A 21,369-nucleotide genomic window follows, 5' to 3' on the forward strand; every position below is an offset into this window, starting at 1 on the left:
GCGTGTATGCTTGCGACCGCTATCGGCGCCGCATGCGCTGAGCGCACCCACCCTTTGGCTATGTCGCCTTCTGCATCAAGGCGTCACTGATTCGCGGCCAAACACCAACGCCGGCCCTTACGCAACGCTACTTAACGATGAAGATCGCCCTTTGCTCCTGGCGACCATCTCTGCCGCACGGACGGTGGCGCCACGTGTGTCGCCGGCTAATTTCTTCACCTCGCTCGCGACGACCGCAAAACCACGGCCCGCCTCGCCGGCACGTGCGGCCTCGATGGTGGCGTTCAGTGCGAGCAAATTCGTTTGAGAGGCGATCTTGTCGATTGTCTTCACGACCTCTGACAACTGCTCGACGGTCTCTTCTAGCGCGTTCTTCTGCTGCTCCAGTTCAGCCTGGATTCTGCGTTCTCTGGCGTTACGTTCGGCTATCTCTCTCTCAAGAAGAACCTGTCGGGTGACGTCCATAGCCACCTTTACGATGCGAGTTGGAAGCCCGGCCGCGTCCATTACTGGATTATAGGTTGCCTGAAGAACGACGGCCTGTCCGCCCTTGCCGATCCTCTCGAACCGACCGCCCTCGAACTCCCCTTTCGCGAGCCTGCCCCAGAAATGAACGTATTCCTGGGATTTCGAATACTCCTCGGTCACGAACAGTCGATGGTGCTGTCCCTTGATTTCATCTAGATCATATCCCATCGCACGGAGAAAGACGTCGTTTGCGGTCAGGATGGTTCCACCCAAGTCGAATTCGATGACGGCTTGGCTTCGACTCAAAGCATCCCAGGCAGCTTTGATCGAAGAGAAATCCGGGTTTGCTGTGTCCATCGCGTCAGTCCTGTCGCGCACCTTGGTGACGCGACATGGTAAATTTTTTCTGAACTTCGATCTGATCGGCCAGCATTGACTGAGATGCGAGGTCAGGCCGCCGCACGGACACCGTCTCGTCCCGACTGCTTGACCTCGTAGAGGGCTTTATCTGCTGTTTCGAAAAGTTCCCCCCGGGTCATGCCTGGAGAATGTTTGGCCAAACCGCAGCTGAGCGAAACAGGGCTCGCAAGGCTCCCTTGCGCGGCGAAGGTGCTTCGCCGCACGGTGGCCGCGATGCGTTCGCACGCAGCAAGAGCGTAGGTCATCTCGCAGCGGAACAAGATTGCAAATTCGTCGCCCCCGAGACGGCCCACGACGTCGGCCTCCCGCGTTCCAGCAACCAACTGTCTGGCCACCTCTTCCAGCACCGCATCGCCGACCGCATGGCCAAAGCGATCATTGACGGTTTTGAAATTGTCTACATCGATGAGCGCGAGCGTCAGATGTTCGTCCACATGGTCGATCATCTGAGCAAAGCGCGTACGAAACCCTTTGCGATTGAAAACGCCGGTCAGATCGTCCGTTTCGGCCTGCTGCACAATCGCCGCTTCGCGCGACTTCCGGACCGTGATATCGCGCAAGACCACGACCGCGCCCGATGGGCTACCCGCAGGTCCAACGACGCCGACCGATGCCTCCAGCACCGTTCCGAGACGAAGTTTGGGTTCAAACTCCACCGTCGCCGCCGAGGCACTTGAGTCAAGCATTGCCGATATAAGCGCAGCTGCCTCGCCGCTTACATCGCGCGCGAAATCCTCAACGGTCCGTCCCATCAGATCTCGCGGATGAATGCCAAGTTGACTTAGCAGGCGGCCATCTGCCCATCGACAATTACTGGATGCATCGAAGCTGAGAATGCCATCCGGCGTATTGGCAAGGATCTGATGCAGGGCGAACCTATGCTCGGCCAGTTCGCTTAGCGTTGCAGATTGGGAAGCGACGACGGCTGACACAGGGAGCGCCGTACACAAAACCATCCCGAGATAGGCTTGAAAGAAGATCGAACGCACCACAGCATCGCCATGGACCAGTGTGATCGGGCCGCTGCCCTTGTAGGTTGCATATGCCGTCACGATTGCGACGATGATGACGCCCGTTATCGTTTCCAGCCGGCCGAGGCGAAATGCCAGCATGACCAGTGCGGCAAACGGCACGAATAGCAACGGTAGGGAAGACTGCCAGAATACGGTGCAGGTGACGGCCCCATGGAGAATCAACAGCCCGAGCGTTTCGGCACGCTTCCACCCGCTCTTCTGGCGATAGCACTCGGCATAACCGCCGCTGAAAATGCCATGGAAGAACGGCGTCGCAATCAGAAATCCGAGTGCATTGCTGCCGAACCATCGCGCAAACGAAGGCCAGAAGGGCTCTTGATAGTTGAGCACGGATGCCAGCGAGCCCAGGATGGCACCGGCAGCCGGCGCAAGTAAGCCTGCAACGGACAGGAAGCGGACCGTGGCCTTGCCATCGGCAAGGGGTTCGACGTTTGGCAACCAACGTCGTAGGATCGCGGCGGCCAGTACGGCTTGTGCCATGTTGACCGCACCATACAGGATGATGCCGCCTGTCCAGCCGCGGGTCAGGCCGTTGGCAACAAAATTTCCTGCCCACCCAGCCAGGATGATCGATAGCCATTCGCCACGCGGCCGAACCAGGAGTAGGGCCAAAATTATTGCGTCGGCGGGCCACACCGTCGCGTGAGTCCGGCCATCGCTTGTAAGATGGATCGTCAGTGCCGCAATTGTGGCATAGAGGAGAAACGCGGCAAGCGCCGGGATCGCCTGCGTGAGCCTGTTCAGCGCGATATTTGGCCATATTTCCATCGGTCTGGAATGCAGTTGAAATGGTTAATGACACGCAAATTTGCTCGGCGATGCAGACCGCTCTGGGCCATTTTCGCGATGACATCGAAAGTTCGTTGCTGAACGCTTGACCTCGCCTCTCCCATGTGAGGCGGGGGTGGGCGGCGAGACGCGCCCAGAAGGCCCGGCCTCGAGCGGCCGGAGACACCGCAGGGCGGAACGAAGTGGAGCACCCCGTAGGGGTTGGCTCCGGGCGCGCCGGGCCTAGCCGGGAGCGCCGCCCGCACCCGCCGCAACGGGAGAGGCACAGGCAACGCCGCCGCGCGCACGCGCGGCGTCCTCAGCTGCGCCAGCGATCGTCACCGAAGGCCGAGACCCGTCCCGGGGCTCGGCGGCGCAGCCGTAGAGCGCGGTCGCGCGAAGGCGCGAGGCGCTAATGACAGGTCCGGAAGGCACGCACTTCAAGCCGCAAAGCGGCCTGCTTGCCGCCTAGGGCAGCTTCTTGACCACTTCGGCCAGCAACGCCGTCGGCTCGACACCCAGCGCCTGCGCGATCCTGATGAACTCGACGACATCAAGCCGACGCTGCGAGCCTTCGACCAAGCTCATCCAGCTTTGATCTTTCCCCATACGCGCTGCCAGATCGACCTGCCTCAGATTGGCAGAAAGCCGGGCACCTTTGACGACTTCGACAACCGCCTGATTGGCGTCCGTGAAAATCGTCTTCGGCATCGCACTTGGCGTAGATGCCAATATGTCATATGCCGTTTTTCCATATGGAGGCGGCATGCGACACGTGGCTGTCGAGATTGCGACTTTGTGGGCGAGTTCTGAGGTAGGAGCGTCGCTGGCGTTCAACACCGAGTTGACGCGGACTTATGGAGCTTTCTCGAAAGACACTGCGAGTGAACCTCGACCGGTCAGCAGCACTGATAGGTTGCTTAGGCGTGCCGCCTCCACCCTAGCCCCGGGTGATCAGCGCCGTCGGCTCCACCTTCAGCGCCGCGGCGATCCGGCCGAGCACCGTCACGCTGGCAGAAACCCGCGCGCGCTCGATCGAACCGACATAGCGGACGCTCAACCCCGCACGGTCGGCGAGATCCTCCTGGCTCAACCCCGCCTGCTGCCGCACGCGGCGCAGGTTCGCGGCCAGGATATCCTTGAGATCCATCCCGGCGAGCTTCGCCCGGACTGGAACGATCGTGCCAGGAACGATAGTTCCTATTCGTTCGTGAAACTGCTACATTCCGGGTTCGACCGCCGCCTCGCCCCCGGGGCCCGGAGGGCAGCCACGTGAACGCCAACAAGCCTGCCAGGATCGCCGCGGACGGAGACCGGACCCCCGGCTCCTCCCTCGACGACATCTATCGCGAGCATGGCGACTGGCTGCGCCGGCTCGTCGGCCGTCGCCTGCGGGTCCAGCCGGCCGAGGCCGACGACATCGTCCAGGAGACCTGGTTGCGCCTCGCGCGTGCGCCTGCCGAAGAGGTCGAGCGCCCCCGCGCGCTCCTCTCGCGGATCGCGCTCAACCTGTTCCGCGACCGCCGCCGCCGCGAGACGGTGCGGGCCGGCTATCGCGCCGAGCTCCGCCTGGTCCCGCAGCCGGAGCAGGCGCCCGACGCGATGTCCGAGCAGGAGGCGGCGCTCGCGATCGAGCGGCTGGTCACGGACATGCCGGAGAAATGGCGCGACGTGTTCGTGCTCAGCCGCTTCCGGCACCTGACGAACCACGAGATCGCCAGCCATCTTGGCGTGTCGATAAAGACCGTGGAATGGCGTATGGGAAAGGCGCTCGACTATTGCCTCCGCACGTTGCGGGATTGAGTGGCGGCGCATCCATGTGTGACGACGGGGACCAGGCGGAGGAGGTGCGCGCCGAGGCGGCGGAGTGGTTCGCGCGCCTGAAGACGGTCCCGGTCTCGCGCGGCACGCTCGAGGAATTCTTCGCCTGGCGCCGGATCGACGGCAACAACGAGGCCTTCGAGGCCGTCGAGCGCTTCTGGGGTGCGAGCGCGCTGGCCGCGGATCGCCCGGGCATCCGGTCCGCGACCGAGGCCGCGCTCGAGCGTGGCCGGCGCAGGCGCGGCCGGCTCGGCATGCGGCGTCGCGCGATCGCGGCGACTTGCGCGGTGCTGGCGATCGGCGGGGTCGCCACGACCTGGGCGTTCCACGATCGCGGCCAGGCTTACGAGACGCAGGTCGGCCAGCAGAGCGTCGTCACGCTGGAGGACGGTTCGCGGATGACGCTCGACACGGGCACGCGCGTCACGGTCCGGTACGATGCGCAGGCGCGCCACGTCCGACTCGACCGGGGCCAGGCCTCGTTCACCGTCGCCCATGCGACGGACCGTCCGTTCACGGTATCGGCGGGCGAGGCCGAGGTGCGGGCGACCGGCACGCGCTTCGAGGTCCGCCTCGACGGCGGGACGCGCGTCACCCTGCTGGAGGGACGCGTGCTGGTCAGTGCGCCCGGCGAGGCACGTCCGCTCCCGCTCGCGCCCGGGCAGCAACTGCAGTTCAGGACCGCGCGGCCGCCGCTCCTCCGCCCGGTCGACACCGCGGCGGCGAGCGCCTGGACGCGCGGCCGGATCGTGTTGGACGAGACCAGGCTCGCCGACGCGGTTACCGAGGTGAACCGCTACACGACGAAGCCCGTGCGGCTGGATGCGCCCGGCCATGCCGACAGCCGGCTGAGCGGCTCGTTCGACACGGGCGATGTCGCCGGGTTCGTCGCGGCGGCGACCGCGCTGCTCCCGGTCGCCGCCACGCGCGAGGCCGACGGCCGCATCCGCCTGACCGATGCGGAGCGGAAAACACCCGAATAATTCGCGCAAAGCCGGTTAGGGTCGTGCCCGTGCCGGCGCGTCTTCCCTGCCCAGGACCCGCACGTTCGCGGTGTCCATCCCCGCCGGGGCCTCCCGGCGGGCACATGGGGGGCAGGCGAATGACGATGAGGACGAGGCCGGGGCGCGGGTGGGCGATCGGCTGGCTGACCGCGGCGTCGCTGGCGGCGATGTCGCCAGCCAGGAGCGCGGATGCACCGGAAGCGGCGCGGCCGCGTACGTTCGCGATCGAGGCGGGCCCCCTCCAGCAGGGGCTGGTCGCGTGGGCGGCGGCCACGGGCGTCCAGCTTCTCTATGCGAGCGAGGTCGTCGCCGGACGCACCGCACCGCGCCTGATCGGTCGCTTCACGCCCGATGCGGCACTCGCGCACCTCCTCCGGGGAACGGGACTCGTCGCGCGGAAGGTCGGCGAGCGCGTCTTCGTGCTGGAGGCGGCGCCGGTGCCCGCGAACGCACCGCGGGAGGCCGGCATCCGGGTCGGGGCGGTCGACCCTCTGCCGGCACCCGATCCGATCGCGACGGAAGCGAGCGAGGGGACGATGCGGTCGCAGGAACTCGCGGCGAACCCCTCCGAGATCGTCGTCACGGGCACGCATATTCGTGGGCCGAGCCCGGGGACGGCCCCCGTCACCCGCATCGATCGGGACGATCTCACGCGCAACGGTCATGCGACGGTCGGGCGCGCCTTGCAGGCACTGCCCGGCAATTTCGGCGGGACCGCGACCGAGCAGAGCGCCCTGTCCGCGACTGATACGACGGGGACCAACGCGTCGCTGGCGACCGGCGTCAACCTGCGCGGGCTCGGCGCCGGTGCGACCCTGGTGCTGGTCAATGGGCAGCGGCTGGGCGGGTCGGGCGCGGAGGGTGCCTTCGGCGACGTGTCGATGATCCCGACGGGCGCATTCGACCGCGCGGAGGTGCTGCTCGACGGCGCGTCGGCGATCTATGGCTCGGATGCGGTCGGGGGTGTCGTCAACATCCTGCTCCGGCGGCACTTCGCGGGCGCCGAGACGCGGCTGCGCTTCGGCAGCGTCGATCCGCCAGCTGTCGGCGAGCGAGCCCGCATCGATGACATCGTAGCCGATCGTCTCGAGGAACTCGGTGACGGCGATCTTCGCTGCGGCATCGTCACCGGCCACCGGCAATGTCGTCCGGTCGGCATCGCCGCTCGGCCGGGCGTTGGCCTCCATGTGGATCCAGCTGAGATTGTGGAGGCCCTTCACCACTTTCGACCCCGGCAGGTGGCGCTGTACCAGTTCGCTCGAGGTCAGTTCGCCATCGTCGAGATCGGGTCGGCGGAATTCCCCGAGCCCCGGATAATAATTGGTCTGGTCGAGGACGATCTTCCCGGCGAGCGTGTCGGCCGGCAAGGTCTCGAACGCTGCCAGCGGGATCGAGACGGTGACGATACCCGCGGCGGCGATCGTTTCCTCCACCGTTGCGGCGCGCGCCGACGGCCCCAGGGTCTCGACGAGCCCGGACAGGGTCTCCGGACCGCGTGAGTTGGCGATCACGACATCGTATCCGGCCGCGATCGCGAGACGCGCGACGGCCTTTCCGACGAGGCCGGCGCCGATGATGCCGATGGTTTCTGGCATGGGGATGTCTTCCTTCCGAGATGTACGGCGAGCCCGCGCCGAGTGACCCGCACGCCATCAGGAGCGGGAGGGTGCTCGTGGCGAGCGGCACGACCCGGAGATAGGCTTTTGACTAAACTGCAAACAGTCGGACCGCCGGCAACACACCGTTGCCTCCCGAACTGACAATCGGATCAAGGCGCAATGCGAGCGCCGCGCCAGTGATGCCGAAAAGGCGACAGGCTGGGCTCTGCCGCGAGAGAGCGTCAGGCCCGGCCGATCAGGTCACGCGTCGGCGACGTCGCTGAATCCGGCGCGGCAGACGTCGACGAAACCCCGCACCTTCGGGTCCATGTAGCGCGTGGATGCGAAGACGGCGTGGACGGGCACCGGGATGCGGGCCCAGTCCGGCAGGACGCGGGTGAGCGTGCCGTCGGCGACGAGATGCTCCGCCATGTAGCGCGGAAGCTGGACGATCCCGAGGCCGGACAGCGCCAGGTTGCGCGCAGCCATCGTGTTGTTCACCGCGCAGCGGGGGATCCGCGATATCTTCTCGGTCTGCTCGCCGCTCACCAACGTCCATACGGGGCGGCCCCGGGGAGCGTGCACGATGATGTCGTGGCGCTCGAGATCACCGACCTCCTCGAGCGGCGGTGCAGACCGGAGATATTCCGGGGCAGCGTAGAGGCCGTAGGTCAGCTCCCCGAGCTTGCGCGCCGAAAGCTCGGAATCCTGGAGCGGGCCGATGCGGATGGCGACGTCGACACCCTCATGGACGATGTCGACGAGCCGGTTCGTATATTCCGCCTCCACGGTGACCTTGGGCCACTTGTGCAGGAATTCCGCGATCCAGCCGTCGACGCGGGTCGTCCCGAACTCGGCCCCTGCCGTGATGCCCGCCGATCCCGCGCGCGAGGCGCGGACGTTCGAATGGATGAACTGGCTCTCGGGCTGGCTTCACTCGGTCGCCTTCGCACAGATCTGGCGACCCGAGCGCTTCATCGCGGACGAGGCAGGCCATGACGGTGTCATCGACAAGGGGCGCGACAACATCCTCGAAGCCTTCGCGGCGATCGAGCATATTCTGGCCGATGGCAGGCGCTGGGCCGTCCCGGATGCCTTCACGATCGCCGACGCGTTCCTGATCGTCTTCTACAGGTGGGGCGATGCCATCGGCGTCAACATGTCTCCCTATCCGTCGTGGACCGCTCTGACCGCCCGGACCAGTGCGCGACCCGCAGTCCGCACCGCGTTCGGGAAGGACGAGGTCGCCCTGGTGCCTGTGGCGGGCAGCTGAGGGGTGAACGAATCGCAGCCGGTGGCACGACCGATCGATCGACCGCAGGGCTATCTCGTCGAGATCGATGGCCAGCCCAATTATGTGAGCTTCGATGACATGGGCGATCGCATCATCCTGAGAGGCCGTGCACGCCTCCTCGCCGTCTTTTATGCGACGGAGCAGGTGACCCGGCTGCTGCCGTCCGTCCGCTGCAGGGCGGCCGTCCAGCGGGTCTGATGGCGGGCGTTAAGTCTGGTCATGCCCGCGGGCGGACGTTCAGCATCATGCTGTACGACGCCGCCGTCGGCAGGTCGGACGCTTATTCGCGCAGTCGCCGCCAATCCTGCGCCTCGGGGCAGGACGCTGGAAGCCACGGGCACTGATCGCGCAGGCGGTCCAGTTCCGTGCTGTCCCAGCCGAGCCAGGCGAGCGCAGAGGGGACGTCGTCGAAATGGGTTGCGCCGAAGTCGTTGAGGGCGCGCTTCAACTGGAGCCGGACCAGCGCGCTCGACGTCACGAGCGCATGCCTTGTGACGGTGAGCAGGGATCGCTCCTCGGAATGGTCCAGGTGGAAATCGATCTGCGACTGGCCCTGCGGGGCGAAGGCGCCGAAGTCCGCGAATATCTCGATCCGCGAATGATACCGTGCCAGCGACCTGAACGCCTCGCTCACGCCCTGGCGATAATCGCGGGAGACGTCGTTCCCCCAGAAGCCCCGCCCTTCGGCGTAGAGCCGGCCGAGCCGGATATCAGCATGTATGCGGTACAAGGTGCCAGTCCCCAGCGGATGGCGCCTTATCCAATCATCAGGTTTAATCTTTCTCAATCGCGATCGTTCTCGAAACACAAATTCGTCGAAGCTTCGAAATTTCTTGCAGAAAACCGGGAATTTTCGTGGGGCCTCAGCAAGAATATTGTTGCGAAATCTACGTCCGAGCCTGACCGCGGTCTTCGGACTGTTTCGCGGCCTTCGGGACGACAGCCGACGGCGCTACTATCGGCGGGCTTGCCGGACTCTGGGTGCAATCATGCCGGCGAGCCATATCCGGTGCCGGTGGTTCGCTCGTCCGGCAGCAGACCCCGGCAGGCGGTGTGCGTGCAGACGAATCCTCGGTCGGGCGCCCGTCCAATATTGCCAGCAAAGATTGACGCTGACCCGAAGAGTATCGATGGAGCGATGCTCTGCGGAATTTCACGGGCGGAATTGATGATAACGGTGCCGGGTTCCGAGTATCGGATGGGATCGGACAGCTTCTACCCCGAAGAACAGCCCGTCAGAAGAGTGAAGATCGACACGTTCCTGATCGATGAATACCCTGTGACCAATGCCGATTTCGCAGCGTTCGTCGCGGCGACCGGATACGTCACCTCGGCTGAGCGAAGCTCGGATGATGGCGTCGTTGGATCGGCGGTGTTTCATCGAACGCGCGAACCCGTTCCGTGCGACGATCCGCGGCGCTGGTGGGCGATCGATCCGGATGCCAACTGGCGTCGCCCCGAGGGCATGGGGAGCTCGGTCGACGGCCGCGAAGATCATCCGGTGGTTCATGTGACCAGCTCGGATGCCGAGGCCTATGCAACCTGGGCTGGAAATAAGCTTCCGACCGAGGCGGAGTGGGAACTGGCCGCGCGCGGCGGTCTCGACGGATCAGATTACGCCTGGGGCGATGAACTCGCGCCGGGCGGCCGGATGCTCGCCAATTATTGGCAGGGGCTCTTCCCGTTCTCAAACCTCCTGACCGATGGTTGGGAGCGAACCTCTCCCGTCGGCAGCTTTCCACCGAATGGCTACGGCATTTTCGACATGATCGGCAATGTGTGGGAATGGACGGCGGACTGGTGGGCGCTACCGCAGCAGATTGCACGGAGCTGTTGTTCGGTCGACAATCCACGTGGCGGCCGCCGGCACGACAGCTTCGAGCCGGGCGTGCGCAAAGGGACCGGGCGCAGGGTGCTCAAGGGAGGGTCTCACCTCTGCGCAGCCAATTATTGCCAGCGTTACCGCCCCGCTGCGCGGATCCCGCAAGCGATCGACAGCTCGACGGGGCATATCGGTTTTCGATGCGTTATGCGCCCGCCCCGATCTTGACCGGGAGCGGGCGCCGACGGGCCACGGCCGGGAATGCGTCGCCTGTCGTTCGGGGATGTCAGAAGTGGTAGCGCAGTTCCAGGCCGAACGTGCGGGGATAGGCATAGCGATACGACGTCGGAATGTAGGGAAGGCCGGCGACCGTGGAGCGCTGCGCCGCGATGAGCAGGGTGTGGGTCTGGCTCGTCAGGTTGTTGACGATCAGCGATAGCTCGAGCGCCTTGTACGACATGCCTGCGCGCAGGTTCACATTGGTGAAATTGTCGAGACGGATGCCGGGGATCGCCGCCGTCGCAGGATCCTGGATGCCACCCCACTGCGATGTGGACAGGACGTTGGCGAACACGTCGATGTCGTCGGTGACCGGATGGCGATAGTTGACAGAGACCGACAGCAACCACTCCGGATTCTGCGAGACCGGCGTATCTTCCAGGGGCAGACCCGTCGCCTGCCCGGCAGCGAGCCCGGGCCGCGTGATCGGCACGTTCACATATTTGGCCCATTGGCGCGAGGCGTTGATCTGCGCGTTCAGCTTGCCGCCGGCGAAATCCGCGCGCGCGTCCAGCGTCGCCTCGATGCCTTCGGCATGAACGTCGCCCGCGTTCACGACATAGTTGGCGGCGTTGGTCACGCACGCATTGTTCTGGGCGCAGCCGTCGCCGACGACGGCCAACGCATCCTTCTGGCGCGATACGTAACCCGTCAGCGTGCCGAAAACTTGCGGAAGGATGTTGCCCTTGATGCCCGCTTCGTAGCTGATGATCTTTTCCGCCCCATATGTAGGGGTGACGGGCGCGTAGCCGGCTGGCGCGGGGCGACCGCCAAGCAGTCCGTTCACGAGCGGCGGGGTGACGTTCGAGTTGAAGTCGCCAGCACGGTAGCCGGTCCCAACCTTGCCGTAGAGCAGCAAGCCGGCTTGCCCTGGAAACCGATAATTGGCCGTCGCGGTCCAGGTCGCGATATTCTTCTTGTAGTCGTAGCTGGTGCTCGGAATTGTCCCGCCCGTGGCGAAGGTGCGTTGCGCGTTCGTATACAGGTTCAGATACTGGGCGTCCTGATGCTTGTCGTCATGCGTATAGCGCCCGTCGCCCGTCACCGTCAGTCGCTCGGTGAGCTTGAAGGACAGGGATCCGTAGATCGCCCAGCTCTTGTAGCGTGTGTCGGTGATCGTCCGAAAGCCAAAGGGGCTCGGATAGTTCGCCGGACAGGAACCCGAGGTCGAGGTTAGCTGGTAGCAGACGGGGGCTGCTGCCGTACCACCGCACACGCCCTGATTGATCGTCAGGTTCGGACGTGCCGCCGTTGCGCAGGGATCCTGGCGCTGCTGATTGTCGAAGTTCGTATCGTAATGAAGATACTCACCGCCTGCGGTCCAGCTCAGCCGATCGTCCATCAGCTTCCCCGCCAGGTGAACGTCTTGGTACCACATCTTGGTGACGGTGGTCTGGTCGGTGCCGCTCAAGGGATAGGCCCCGGCAGCGCCCGTCGCCCACAGCTGCCGGAGCGTGGCGAGGTCGATCGTGTTCTGTGTGAAGCCACGGACCGCGCTGTCGTAGCGGCGGCGATAGCTGGTCGTGGAGGAGAGCTCTGCCCAATCGAGGTCGTAGCTTCCGGAGAGAACATAGGAGCCGATATTCTCGTGGCTCTTGTTGGCTGCGTCGATCGGGATCGAATAGCGATCCTGGAAAAAGCCGTTGGGGAACTGTGCGATCGTGCCGGGCAGGATATAACCGACCTGCTGGTAGGCAGGTAGATCAAGGTGCTCGAACGTCGCAGCGAAGTTGAGGTCGAGCTTGCCGGGATTGTAACGGACCTGTGCACGACCCATCCACCCTTCGGTGACGTCGTAATATTCCTTGCGGACCGGATTATAGACGAAGCCCTTGTCTTGGTTGAGATACTGGGCGCCGACGCGGATCGAGAGATCGTTGGCGATCGGGTAATTCAGGATGGCGGTCAGGCGATTGCTGTTGGTTTCGAACGTGTAGGCATTCGCGATCGAGCCTTCGACCTTCTGCGTCGGCTTGGCCGAGACGAGATTGACCACGCCATATTCGGCGTTGCGCCCGTAAAGGGCACCCTGGGGGCCCGAGAGAACTTCGGCGCGCTCCAGGTCGAAGCTGTCGACGAGCGAAAAGTTACGCCCGAAAAAGCCGCCGCCGCCCACATATACGCCGTTTGCGAAGAGACCGACGGACGGATCCGCCCCGCTCGCGCGCCCGCTTCCGGACCCGCGTATGGTCACTTCGGAAAGCAGGGGGTTCTGGAGATTGTTGAAGCGGACGCCCGGTGAGCGACTGAGGATGTCCCCGGTGGTCTGGATCGGGCCTATCGCCGTGATCGCGGCACCCGTCACGACATTGACGGTGGACGGAACGTCACGCAGCTTTTCTGCGCTGCGGCGCGCCGTGACCACGATCGCGCCGACATCTTCGGCAGTATCGCCGGACGCCTTGGCGGGCTGCTCGGCGCCGACGCTGGCGGGAGCGGCTTGAGACCAGCCGGGCGCCGCGCCGAGCGCGCCGACCGCGGCACCGCACACAAGACCTACACGGACATCGAAACGCTTCATTCCATCCTCCCCGTGCATCGCCATTCACGACGGCACTTCCCAACATGAAACGCTTTTTCTGAAAAATGCGCAATAGAAAATATGTTCTGCGTGTAGCAGTGGTTGCGAAGCGGCATTCTGAGGGAACTTGTGTTCCATCGTGGAACGGATATTCCGCGGGCAAAGGAGATCGGGGATGACACCTCAGACGGTGGAGGAGCTGCGGGCGGCAATCGTCGATCGGCACGAGCAGCTCAGCAAGAGGCTGCAGCAGATCGGGCGCTACGTTCTGGATCATCCCAACGAGGTGGCGCTGGAAACCCTGGCGGTGATCGCTTCGCGATGCGCGGTGCAGCCTTCGGCCATCGTCCGCTTCGCCAAGACCTTCGGGTTCGAGGGTGCCAGCCAGATGCAGAAGCTGCTGCGAGACAGTCTTCTGACCACCAATTCGGCGCTGGGTTATGCCGAGCGTGTGCGCCGCCTGGACGAGGCCACGCGCAGCAGCAAGTCGGCTCCTGCCGACCTCCTGGCCGAGTTCGTCGAGGGCAGCACGTTGGCACTGGAACATATGCTGGAGACGGTGCCCTCTACCGACGTCGACGCTGCTGTACGGGCGATCGTCGATGCACAGACCGTCTACATCGTCGGCTTTCGTCGATCCTTTCCGGTCGCCGCCTATCTGGCTTATTCGCTACTGCAGGCCGGCAAGCGGGCTGTCCTGATCGATGGAGTCGGCGGACTCGGAGTCCGGCAGGCTCAGGCGATGGGAGAGGGCGATCTGCTCATCGCCATCAGTTTCCAGCCTTATGCGGAGGAGACGCTGGCGGTAGTCGATGCGGCGGATGGACGCGGACCGCTGCTGGCCATCACCGACACGCTCGTCAGTCCGATCGCCAAGACGGCGACCATCGCGCTGCAGGTCCGCGAATCGGAAGTGCGCGGTTTCCGTTCACTGACGGCTTCGATGTGCCTTGCCCAGGCGCTTGCGATCAACTTCGCCGTGGCGGATGCCACCGAGCCGGCGGCGAAGCCGAAACGCCGCGTTGTGAAACGCCGATTGCAATGAAATAGAAAATAGAATAGTCGTTCCGTACCAACGCAGAATGGTCCAGGAGCGATATGGCAGGGGTGGCTGAAGCGGAGCGAGCGCTCGATCTGATCACGGTCGGACGGGCCGGTGTCGATCTTTACGGTCAGCAGATCGGCGGGCGGCTCGAGGACATGGCGAGTTTCGCCAAGTATATCGGTGGCAGTCCGACGAACACCGCTGTCGGTGCGGCGCGACTGGGTCTCAAGGCGGGGTTGCTCACGCGGGTAGGCGCCGATCACATGGGGCGCTTCATTCGCGAGGAACTGGTCCGGGAGGGCGTCGACGTCGCCGGTGTCGCAACCGATCCCGAGCGGTTGACGGCGCTCGTCATTCTCGGAATCCGCAACCCCGTCGACTTCCCCCTGATCTTTTACCGCGAGAATTGCGCCGACATGGCGCTCTGCGAGGACGACGTGGATCCAGCCTTCGTCCGGTCGGCCGGTGCGGTCCTGATCAACGGGACGCATCTGTCGCGTCCGGGCGTGCTGGCCGCCAGCCTCAAGGCTGCGCGGATCATGAAGGAGAGCGGCGGCAGGGTCGTGTTCGACATCGACTACCGGCCGGTCCTGTGGGGCCTCGCGGCGCGCGACAATGGCGAGGACCGCTTCGTCGCGAACGACTATGTCACCAACGAGCTGCAGCAAGTTCTGGCCTTGTGCGACCTGATCGTCGGCACGGAGGAAGAGCTGCACATCCTGGGCGGCACGACCGACACGCTGGCCGCGATGCGGGCGGTTCGGGCGAGGAGCGAGGCCCTCATCGTGTGCAAGCGCGGCCCGCTGGGATGCGTCGCCTTTTCCGGTGCGATCGGCGAGGACTGGGCGGGCGGCATCGTCGGTAGGGGATTCCCGATCGAGGTGTTCAACGTCCTCGGTGCGGGCGACGCCTTCATGGCGGGCTTTCTGCGGGGTTGGCTCCGCGGCGAGCCGGTCGATCGCTGCTGTACCTTCGCGAATGCATGCGGGGCGATCGTCGTATCGCGCCACGGTTGCGCGCCGGCGGAGCCGAGCTGGCAGGAACTGCAGCTCTTCCTGGACCGACAGGATTGGCCGTATCGCCTCCGCGAAAGCGCCATGCTCGAGCAGATCCATTGGTCGAGCAACCGTCATCCCGAGTATGACGCATTGACGGTTCTGGCGATCGATCATCGCAGCCAGTTTCGCGATCTGGTATCGTCCCTCGGCACCGACAATCTGGACCGGGTGCCGGCCTTCAAGAATCTGGCGATGCAGGCGATCGATCGTGTGTCGGGTGGATCGTCCGAACGGTTTGGTATTCTCGCCGATGGCCATTTCGGGATGCGCGCGCTCGAAGCTGCGGCAGGCACGGGGCTCTGGATCGGTCGGCCGATCGAATTGCCGGGGTCCTGTCCGCTCGAATTCGAGGGCGGGGCGGACGTGGCAGCGACGCTTGCCGAATGGCCGGCCGACCATATCGTCAAATGCCTGGCATTCTATCATCCCGACGACCCGGAGGATCTGCGTGCGCGCCAGGATCGTCAGCTTCTCCGCCTGTTCGATGCCTGTCGAAAGACCGGCCACGAGCTGTTGCTCGAGGTGATCGCGTCGAAGAACGGCCCGATTGCCCAGGATACGATCGCGCGCGTCATCTCGCATGTCTACGATCTCGGCATCTATCCCGACTGGTGGAAGCTGGAGCCCGACGCGAACGTCGTGACCTGGGGCGAGATCGAGCGCGTCATCGAGGCGCGGGATCCGCAATGTCGTGGCGTCGTGCTTCTCGGCCTGTCCGCGCCGACCGATGAACTGCTGGCGAGTTTCGCGAGCACGGCGGGGGCGCCGATCGTCAAGGGATTCGCGGTCGGCCGGACGATCTGGCAGGAGCCGGCGTCGCAGTGGCTGAAGGGCGAGATCGACGATAGCCAGGCGATCGAACTCCTGGCGGCAAACTTTCGTGTGCTGGTGGACGGCTGGCAGGCCGCGCGCGCCGGAAAGGTGGCCGCATGAGCGCGACGATCCGGCTGACCATGGCCCAGGCGCTGGTGCGGTGGATGAGCGCACAGATGGTCGAATTCGAGGGGCAGACGCTTCCCTATTTCGCGGGTGTCTGGGCCATCTTCGGTCACGGCAATGTTGCGGGCATGGGCGAGGCTCTCGCCGCGGCAGGAGACGCGATGCCGACCTGGCGCGGCCATAACGAGCAGGGCATGGCTCATGCAGCGATCGCGTTTGCCAAGGCGTCCCGCCGAGGCCGGGCCATGGCCTGCACGACCTCGATCGGCCCTGGTGCGACGAACATGGTGACGGCAGCCGCCCTCGCGCACGTCAACCGGCTACCCGTCCTCTTCCTCCCGGGCGACGTCTATGCGAGCCGGCGACCCGATCCGGTCCTGCAGCAGATCGAGGACTTCGCGGATGCGACGGTCAGCGCGAACGATTGCTTCCGCCCGGTGTCCCGTCTGTTCGACCGCATCATGCGGCCCGAGCAGATCGTGGACGCGCTCCCGCGCGCGATGGTGGTCCTGACGGACCCGGCTTTGTGCGGGCCGGTGACGCTGGCCTTGTGCCAGGATGTCCAGGCCGAGGCGTTCGACTATCCCGAGAGCTTCTTCACCCAACGCGTGTGGCGTCAGCGACGACCCGTGCCCGACGCGCATGAGCTCTCAGCACTGGTCTCGGCCTTGCGAGGCGCCAAACGCCCGCTGATCGTCGCCGGCGGCGGAGTTCTCTATTCGAGAGCCGAAGCGGCGCTCGCCGATCTTGCATTGGCGACGCGCATACCGGTGGCCGAGACCCAAGCGGGCAAGGGTAGCCTGCGCTGGGATCATCCGCAGGCATTGGGATCGATCGGCGTGACGGGCAGCTCTTCCGCCAATCGTGCCGCCGCCGACGCCGACGTCGTGGTCGCGATCGGCACCCGGCTGCAGGACTTCACGACAGGCTCGCGAACCCTGTTCGGCGGCAGTCTCTTCCAGGTCAACGTCGCGACGACCGATGCTTCCAAGCACGGAGCGGAACCGGTCCTCGGCGACGCGCTCATGGTGATAGATGCACTCGATCATTCGCTGGCCGGCTGGCGGGCGCCCGACCCGTGGGTCGTCGCCAACGATCAGGCGGTTCGGGAATGGAATGCGGTCGTCGATGCCGCGATCGACCCCGGCGACGCGCTTCCGTCCGATGCGCAGGTCATAGGAGCGGTGCTGCGGACAGCGCGCGAAGACGCGGTCGTCGTCTGTGCCGCGGGCGGCTTGCCGGGCGAACTCCACAAGCTGTGGCGGACCAGACGACCGGGAGGGTATCACGTCGAGTATGGCTTCTCCTGCATGGGCTATGAGCTTGCGGGCGGGCTCGGCGTCAAGATGGCCCGGCCGGAACGCGACGTCTTCGTCATGATCGGCGATGGCAGCTACCTGATGCTGAATTCCGAACTCGCGACGTCGGTGATGCTAGGGTGCAAGATCACCGTCATTCTTCTCGACAATCGCGGCTATGGCTGCATCAATCGTCTCCAGCAGGGGACCGGTGGGCGACCGTTCAACAACCTGCTTGCAGACAGCCGCCACGAGGCGATGCCCGCCATCGACTTCGCGCTCCACGCGAGGTCGCTCGGCGCCGGAAGCGAAAAAGTGAGCGGCATTGCCGACCTGGAGGCGGCCCTGCAGCGGGCGGCCGTATCGCCTCATTCCTACGTGATCGTGATCGACACGGATCCTGCGGTCACCACCCAAGGTGGCGGCCATTGGTGGGACGTCGCGGTTCCCGAGGTCTCCGAGCGGGCCGAGGTGCGCGCCGCGCGTGGTCGCTACGAGCAATATCTTGATGGAGAGAGAGAATGACGATCCGCTGGGGTGTCAGCCCTATCGCCTGGGCGAACGACGATCTGCCCGAGCTCGGGGGCGATACCACGCTCGAGACGATCCTGACCGACGCCAAGAAGATCGGCTTCGATGGCGTGGAGCTCGGCAACAAGTTCCCGCGCGAGCCCGAGGTCCTGGCGCCGCTGATGCGGGCGCACGGCCTGGAGATCGTGGGTGGCTGGTATTCGTCGAACCTGCTGTTGCGTGACGCCGAGGCGGAGATCCGGGCGATGGCAGACCACCTGGCCCTGCTCGACTATATGGATTCGACCGTCTTCATCCTCGCCGAGACGAGCAACGCGGTACATGGCGATCGAAAGGGAGGGCGAATCGACACCCCGCCGCGGCTTACCGCCGAGCAATGGCCGGAGTTCGGCCGCCGGCTCGACGCGGTTGCGGCGCACGTGAACGAGAGGGGTATGCGGTTCGCCTACCATCACCATCTCGGTACGGTCGTCGAGCGGCCCGAGGATCTCGAGGCCTTCTTCGCCCATACGGGCGACCATGTAGGCCTTGTCCTGGATACCGGCCACGCATTGTGTGGCGGCAACGATCCACTCGCGATCATCGGCCGGTATCCGGAGCGGGTGAACCACGTGCACTGCAAGGATATCCGGCGGAGCCGTTTCGAACGGTTCCGCAGCGATGGCGCCAGCTTCCTCGACGGCGTGATCGGCGGCATGTTCACGGTGCCAGGCGATGGCGATTACGACTATGCGCCTTTCTTCAAAGCACTGGCCGACATGGACTATTCGGGTTGGATCGTGGTCGAGGCCGAGCAGGATCCAGCCTTGGCGGATCCCTTCATCTACGGCCAGAAAGGCCTTGATACGTTGAAGGCCCTGGCAGCGGCGGAGTTCGCCTGATGTCGCTTCGAGTTCGCAGCGGCGCACCAGCTGCAGACGGTACCGTCCTCGACATCACTCCCGAGAGCGCAGGCTGGACCTACGTCGGATTTCGCGTGGTGAAACTCGCGAAAGGCGACCATTATGCGCATCGTGAGCCCGCACGGGAGGCTTGCATCGTCATCCTGACAGGGACGGTCGACGTCTCGGCAATGGACGAACTCTTCGTCGACCTTGGGCAGCGCAGCACGGTGTTCGAGGCCCCGGCGACCTCCGTCTACATTCCGGCCGATACGGCGTACGCCGTCGTCGCATCCGCAGATGCCGAGATCGCGATATGCACCGCGCCTGCCAGGCCCGGCGGCACGCCCCGCCTCATATCGCCGGAAGACGTCGGGCAGGAATTGCGCGGCCAGGGCACGAACACGCGCTTCGTCCGAAACATTCTGGACGACAAGTCCGAGGCACAGAGCCTGCTCGTGGTCGAGGTGATCACCCCGGGCGGGCACTGGTCGAGCTATCCACCGCACAAGCACGATCGCGACGCCTATCCCGAGGAGACCTTCCTCGAGGAGACCTACTATCACCGGCTGTCGCCGCCGCAGGGCTTCGCCTTCCAGCGCGTCTATACCGACGATCGTTCGATCGACCAGGCGATCGCCGTCGAGGACGGCGATGTCGTGATGGTTCCGCGTGGCTATCATCCGGTCGGCGCACCGCACGGCTACGACCTTTATTATCTCAACGTCATGGCTGGCCCGCGCAAGAACTGGGTTTTCGCCAACGATCCCGACCATGCCTGGATCGTCGCGAAGTAAGGCGTGGCTCGGTGCCGCCGCGCTGACCGTCGTCGCTGCGGCACCACCGCGCGAGACGGCGCCCGGCGAGCCCGCCGATGCCTTGATCGTGGGATCGCCCCAACCCGATGTCGAAAAGCCCCGGGGCGCCTATGACGTGTATCTTCTTGCCGGGCAGTCGAACATGTCCGGGCGCGGATTTCTCGGCGATACGACCGCCGCCGAGCGCCAGCCGGATCCCAACGTCCTGCTCTTCGGCAATGACGAACGATGGCGGCTAGCCGTCGACCCGCTCGACTATCAGGCAGGTCAGGTGGATCACGTGTCGCTCGATCCCATCGTCGGCGTCGGCCCTGGCCTGTCCTTCGGGCGAGCGATGGCGGCTGCCGCCTCACGGCCGGTCGTGCTCGTACCTTGCGCGAAAGGGGGCAGCGCGATGGCGGAATGGGACATCGACGGCGGGCGCGAAACCCTGCTGGGTTCGTGCGTGGCGCGGGTTGCGATCGCGGGTGGTCGCGTTGCCGGCCTGCTCTGGTACCAAGGCGAGGCGGACGGGCGATCGGCAGCGACGGCTGCCGGCTGGGGCGAGGCGTTCGCGCGGATCGTGGCGCGCTTTCGCGAGAAGCTCGGTACGCCCGGGCTTCCGGTCGTTTTCGTTGGGCTCTCGGACAAGCCCCGGAAGATGCCCCGCGCGGCACTCTTCCCCTACTGGCAGTCGGTGCAGGAACACCAGGAGGCGACGCATATCGCTTGCGTCGGCATGGTTTCGGCGCGCGGGCTGCCGCACAATGCCGATGATGTCCACCTGTCGGCCGCTGCCCAAGGCCGGCTCGGACCGAAGCTGGCTACGGCAATGCTGATGCTCCGGCAGGGCGGATGCGGTCGATGATCATCAAGTGGCTGAAGGCGGCCGGCTTGATCGTCGCTCTGGTCTGTATCGGCATGGGCGCCAAGAGCTTCGGGCGTGCGCCGGTGGTGCGGGGTGAGACCGCGAGCTTTTCGTGCACGAGCGTCAAGCCGCAGGTCGTCCATATCGACGGATCGCAAGCCTATGTCTTCCGCCATGCATCGGGGCGCGACTTGATGCTGCACGTCTTTTCGGGCGCCGCCGCGACGGGGCCGAGCCCTGCGGTCATGCTGTTCTTCGGCGGCGGCTGGCGCGCGGGGACGGTCGACGCCTTCGCGTCCCGCGCGCGGGCGCTCGCGGCCCGCGGCTACGTGGTAATTCTTCCGGATTATCGCGTCTTCTGTCGTGATCGTACCGGTCCGATGGAGGCGATGAAGGACGCCAGGGCGGCCTATGACTGGCTCATCGCCCATGCGGCAGGGATCGGGGTCGATCAGCGACGGATCGTGCTCGGTGGAGGATCTGCCGGCGGTCAGCTCGCCTTGATGACGACGATACGTAGGAATGTCGGACATCGCCCTGCGGCGCTCGTCCTCTACAACCCGGCCATCGATCCGGGCGCGATGCCCGAATTCCTGTCGCTCAGCATGAATGCCTCGCGACCCATATCGCCCGCCCGGCAGCCGCTCGACCACATGCCGCCTGCGATCATCATGCACGGCGAAGCGGATGAATATGTGCCGATCGCGACCATCCGCGCCTTCTGCGTGCGCTATCGAGCAGCTGGCGGGCGCTGCGACGTCGAGGCCTATCCGGAACAGAGACACGGCTTCTTCCACAAGACGATTCCCGATGTCCTGATCGGAGGATCGCCTTACGACCTGACACTAGCGCGCACCCTTTCGTTTCTCGCGACCATCAAAGGGTTGGAGCCGCGCTGACCCCTGCACCGTCTCAGGGGAGCA

19 protein-coding genes and 2 pseudogenes are annotated in these 21,369 nt (G+C 65.0%); 13 read left to right on the top strand and 8 right to left on the bottom strand.

Features of this window, described 5'->3' with window-relative positions:
- Positions 1-117: 117 nt before the first annotated feature.
- From DI605_RS18285 to DI605_RS18300, 4 genes are all read right to left on the bottom strand, one after another.
- On the bottom strand, positions 118-825 hold the full coding sequence (locus DI605_RS18285) for a methyl-accepting chemotaxis protein (protein WP_293976696.1): 708 nt from the start codon (positions 823-825) through the stop codon (positions 118-120).
- Between the two features lie 92 nt (positions 826-917).
- Entirely contained in the window at positions 918-2,690 is a 1,773-nt protein-coding gene (locus DI605_RS18290) for a diguanylate cyclase (RefSeq protein ID WP_293976698.1), read from the bottom strand.
- Positions 2,691-3,158: 468 nt separating this feature from the next.
- A complete protein-coding gene (locus tag DI605_RS18295) occupies positions 3,159-3,401 on the bottom strand; it encodes a helix-turn-helix transcriptional regulator (RefSeq protein ID WP_293976700.1) in 243 nt (80 codons plus the stop codon).
- Positions 3,402-3,630: 229 nt separating this feature from the next.
- Entirely contained in the window at positions 3,631-3,840 is a 210-nt protein-coding gene (locus tag DI605_RS18300) for a helix-turn-helix transcriptional regulator (RefSeq protein WP_293976702.1), read from the bottom strand.
- Positions 3,841-3,962: 122 nt separating this feature from the next.
- Here DI605_RS18300 and DI605_RS18305 point away from each other — a divergent pair, with 122 nt between their 5' ends.
- The 3 genes and pseudogenes from DI605_RS18305 to DI605_RS21505 all read left to right on the top strand — a co-directional run.
- Entirely contained in the window at positions 3,963-4,493 is a 531-nt protein-coding gene (locus DI605_RS18305; RefSeq protein ID WP_293976704.1) for a sigma-70 family RNA polymerase sigma factor, read from the top strand.
- Positions 4,494-4,507: 14 nt separating this feature from the next.
- Complete coding sequence (locus DI605_RS18310; protein WP_293976706.1) at positions 4,508-5,494, top strand: FecR family protein; 987 nt, start codon at positions 4,508-4,510, stop codon at positions 5,492-5,494.
- A 188-nt stretch (positions 5,495-5,682) separates the two neighbouring features.
- Positions 5,683-6,471: pseudogene (locus DI605_RS21505) on the top strand (TonB-dependent receptor plug domain-containing protein); the annotation flags it as partial.
- Positions 6,472-6,891: 420 nt separating this feature from the next.
- On the opposite strand, the pseudogene DI605_RS21510 reads toward DI605_RS21505, so the two are convergent.
- Together DI605_RS21510 and DI605_RS18320 are read right to left on the bottom strand one after the other, a co-directional pair.
- Positions 6,892-7,110, bottom strand: a pseudogene (locus tag DI605_RS21510) (NAD(P)-binding domain-containing protein); the annotation flags it as partial.
- A gap of 264 nt (positions 7,111-7,374) precedes the next feature.
- Positions 7,375-8,025, bottom strand: coding sequence for a substrate binding domain-containing protein (locus DI605_RS18320; protein WP_367120071.1), 651 nt, complete (start codon positions 8,023-8,025; stop codon positions 7,375-7,377).
- Between DI605_RS18320 and DI605_RS18325 the strand changes: the two genes are divergently transcribed.
- Both DI605_RS18325 and DI605_RS18330 read left to right on the top strand, forming a co-directional pair.
- On the top strand, positions 7,982-8,386 hold the full coding sequence (locus DI605_RS18325) for a glutathione S-transferase C-terminal domain-containing protein (RefSeq protein ID WP_293976710.1): 405 nt from the start codon (positions 7,982-7,984) through the stop codon (positions 8,384-8,386). The two genes, DI605_RS18320 and DI605_RS18325, sit on opposite strands and share 44 nt — an antisense overlap.
- Positions 8,387-8,389: 3 nt before the next feature.
- A complete protein-coding gene (locus tag DI605_RS18330; RefSeq protein ID WP_293976712.1) occupies positions 8,390-8,605 on the top strand; it encodes a hypothetical protein in 216 nt (71 codons plus the stop codon).
- Between the two features lie 82 nt (positions 8,606-8,687).
- Here DI605_RS18330 and DI605_RS18335 read toward each other — a convergent pair whose 3' ends face one another.
- A complete protein-coding gene (locus DI605_RS18335; RefSeq protein WP_293976713.1) occupies positions 8,688-9,137 on the bottom strand; it encodes a hypothetical protein in 450 nt (149 codons plus the stop codon).
- Between the two features lie 438 nt (positions 9,138-9,575).
- Between DI605_RS18335 and DI605_RS18340 the strand changes: the two genes are divergently transcribed.
- Positions 9,576-10,457, top strand: a complete 882-nt coding sequence (locus DI605_RS18340) for a formylglycine-generating enzyme family protein (RefSeq protein WP_293976715.1) — start codon at positions 9,576-9,578, stop codon at positions 10,455-10,457.
- Between the two features lie 58 nt (positions 10,458-10,515).
- On the opposite strand, the gene DI605_RS18345 is transcribed toward DI605_RS18340, so the two are convergent.
- Positions 10,516-13,029, bottom strand: a complete 2,514-nt coding sequence (locus DI605_RS18345; RefSeq protein WP_293976717.1) for a TonB-dependent receptor — start codon at positions 13,027-13,029, stop codon at positions 10,516-10,518.
- Positions 13,030-13,204: 175 nt separating this feature from the next.
- Here DI605_RS18345 and DI605_RS18350 point away from each other — a divergent pair, with 175 nt between their 5' ends.
- Genes DI605_RS18350 through DI605_RS18380 form a run of 7 tightly spaced genes read left to right on the top strand, consistent with a single transcriptional unit; the run spans position 13,205 to position 21,345 of the window.
- Entirely contained in the window at positions 13,205-14,074 is an 870-nt protein-coding gene (locus tag DI605_RS18350; RefSeq protein ID WP_293976719.1) for a MurR/RpiR family transcriptional regulator, read from the top strand.
- Positions 14,075-14,127: 53 nt separating this feature from the next.
- The gene (gene iolC / locus DI605_RS18355) at positions 14,128-16,065 is read left to right on the top strand and encodes a 5-dehydro-2-deoxygluconokinase (protein ID WP_293976721.1); all 1,938 of its coding nucleotides are present in this window, start codon (positions 14,128-14,130) and stop codon (positions 16,063-16,065) included.
- Complete coding sequence (gene iolD / locus DI605_RS18360; RefSeq protein WP_293976723.1) at positions 16,062-17,894, top strand: 3D-(3,5/4)-trihydroxycyclohexane-1,2-dione acylhydrolase (decyclizing); 1,833 nt, start codon at positions 16,062-16,064, stop codon at positions 17,892-17,894. The genes iolC and iolD overlap by 4 nt, the downstream gene beginning before the upstream one ends.
- Positions 17,891-18,781 carry a myo-inosose-2 dehydratase gene (gene iolE / locus DI605_RS18365; RefSeq protein WP_293976725.1) on the top strand — a complete coding sequence of 297 codons (891 nt, stop codon included), beginning with the start codon at positions 17,891-17,893 and terminating at the stop codon, positions 18,779-18,781. Before iolD ends, iolE begins: the two co-directional genes overlap by 4 nt.
- Positions 18,781-19,578, top strand: a complete 798-nt coding sequence (iolB, locus tag DI605_RS18370) for a 5-deoxy-glucuronate isomerase (protein WP_293976727.1) — start codon at positions 18,781-18,783, stop codon at positions 19,576-19,578. Before iolE ends, iolB begins: the two co-directional genes overlap by 1 nt.
- The gene (locus DI605_RS18375; RefSeq protein ID WP_293976729.1) at positions 19,556-20,446 is read left to right on the top strand and encodes a sialate O-acetylesterase; all 891 of its coding nucleotides are present in this window, start codon (positions 19,556-19,558) and stop codon (positions 20,444-20,446) included. Before iolB ends, DI605_RS18375 begins: the two co-directional genes overlap by 23 nt.
- Positions 20,443-21,345 (top strand): alpha/beta hydrolase, encoded by a 903-nt coding sequence (locus DI605_RS18380; RefSeq protein WP_293976731.1) that lies wholly within the window; start codon positions 20,443-20,445, stop codon positions 21,343-21,345. Before DI605_RS18375 ends, DI605_RS18380 begins: the two co-directional genes overlap by 4 nt.
- The last annotated feature ends 24 nt before the right edge of the window (positions 21,346-21,369 follow it).

Origin of the sequence: Sphingomonas sp. (genome assembly GCF_003248515.1) — a bacterium.
Taxonomy (GTDB): domain Bacteria; phylum Pseudomonadota; class Alphaproteobacteria; order Sphingomonadales; family Sphingomonadaceae; genus Sphingomonas_I.